A 926-nucleotide genomic window follows, 5' to 3' on the forward strand; every position below is an offset into this window, starting at 1 on the left:
GCCAGCATGGTGCTGGACAGCGGCGGCTTCGCCAACGCCTACCAATGCGGGATTCGCCAGGGCGGCGCGCTGGAGCTCAAGCAAGCCACCTGGGCGTTTCGCCAGGCCAAGGAAAGCCCGGCGGCACTGGCGGACCCGAAGATCCTCGAAGCCCTCGAACAGGAAGACATCCACCAGTGGTTCAAGCGCATGCCGTGGCAAGCTGGGCAATCGCCCCTGCGGCATGTGCCGGAGTACGAAGCCTATCTGCTGGAGCAGTGGGCCCAGGGCGACTTCGGCCCGTACTGGCAAGCGCCGGGCATCTACGCCGAGGGGCATTACCACGATCTGCCGGATATCCCGGTGCTGTTCATGTCCAGTTGGTACGACGCCTATGTCAGCTCGACCCTCGCCAACTACGCGGCGTTTTGCGCCGGCAGTACGGCGCAGCATCAGTTGATCATGGGCCCCTGGCTGCATGGTGATCGCAATATCACTCACAGTGGCGATGCGGAATTTGGTGCGCCAGCGGCTTTCGACGGGCAGGTGGCGAAAGACTGGCTGAGCTGCCGCCTGGACTGGTTTGAACGCACCCTCAAGGGTTCGCCGCTGCCCGCCCCCGCGGCGGTGAAGGTGTTCTTGATGGGCGGTGGCACCGGTGAGCGCGATCAACAGGGGCGCTTGCAACATGGCGGGCACTGGATCGACAGTCATCAATGGCCGCTACCGGATAGCCGGCAACTCACCCTGCACCTCACCGCACAACGCCACCTGCAACCTGAACCGCCGACCACCGAGGGCCAGCTCAGCTACTGCGCCGACCCGGCCGATCCGGTGCCGACCATCGGTGGCGCCCTGACCTCCGGCGCGCCGATTTTTGTCGGCGGCGCTTTCGACCAACGCGAGCGGTCGGACTTCTTCGGTACCCGTGGCGACCAGCGCCCCCT

The 926-nt window shown here is 65.6% G+C and carries 1 protein-coding gene; it reads left to right on the forward strand.

Features of this window, described 5'->3' with window-relative positions; all coding sequences use genetic code 11:
• The coding region (locus HX846_RS35990; protein ID WP_178967320.1) for a CocE/NonD family hydrolase at positions 1-926 on the forward strand (926 nt) is incomplete at both ends.

The sequence above is a fragment of the Pseudomonas sp. K5002 genome, from assembly GCF_013386655.1.
Taxonomy (GTDB): domain Bacteria; phylum Pseudomonadota; class Gammaproteobacteria; order Pseudomonadales; family Pseudomonadaceae; genus Aquipseudomonas.